Origin of the sequence: Collinsella sp. Sow4_D11 (assembly GCF_052116465.1) — a bacterium.
GTDB lineage: Bacteria > Actinomycetota > Coriobacteriia > Coriobacteriales > Coriobacteriaceae > Collinsella.
This window is the reverse complement of sequence record NZ_JBQKLA010000071.1, coordinates 1-745: the sequence shown is the minus strand read 5'-3', so window position 1 is coordinate 745 and position 745 is coordinate 1. Positions and strand designations below refer to the sequence as shown.

The 745-nt window shown below is 66.4% G+C and carries 1 protein-coding gene; it reads left to right on the top strand.

The genetic code is table 11. The features are described 5' to 3' along the window. The first annotated feature begins 224 nt into the window (after positions 1-224). A complete protein-coding gene (locus ACTQ40_RS10575) occupies positions 225-647 on the top strand; it encodes a hypothetical protein (RefSeq protein ID WP_441564125.1) in 423 nt (140 codons plus the stop codon). Positions 648-745: the final 98 nt, after the last annotated feature.

Genomic DNA, 745 nt, shown 5'->3' with positions numbered 1-745 from the left:
TGCTAGGTGTCCGACACTCCATCGGGCGGACACCTAGCACGTGGAAAAGGGCGTGACCAGCCCCTAGCCAGCGGAGTTTTAACGCTGTTCAATGCCCCTATTCTGCCGCGTCGCCATACCGTGACGCCGAACCCGTAACGTTTCGCGGTACCCTTGCCGGCATGAACAGGAAGCGTTGCGTTGTGTGCAAGGGCAGCATGGCGGGCAGGCGGTCTAACGCCGTCGTGTGTTCAGACACGTGCCGACAGGCCAAGCACCGGGCCAAGGCAGCGGTGAAGGCCGGGCGCGCGCCCAAGCCTGAGGGCCACGACGCCGAGCCCAACCATGCGTGGCGGGGGGACGACGCCGACGGCGAGCCCACCGAGCTACGTGGGCGGCTGGAAGAAACCACGCGCCGACGGTTTGAGGCTGCGGGCATTAACGACTACGACGAAGACCCGCTGGCGGTTCACTTGCTGGGCATGGCCCACATTCTGGACAACCCCGGCAGCGTCGCGCCCGGCAGCCTCACCGGCATGGGGAAATCGTTTCGTGACGCGTACAAAGACTTCATGCGCGATCGCGAAACCGTAGACCTTGCGAAAGACCCCGTTGCCGCCGTCCAAGACGAAGCCGCGCAACTGCTGGCGGGGCTAGGGGCGGCCTGATGCTACGGCCTGACCCTTACGCGCTCCTACCCCCGGCGTACCACACGAGCCCCCCGCGTGCGGTGACGCTGGGCCCGCTCGTGGGCAAGACGTGCCGG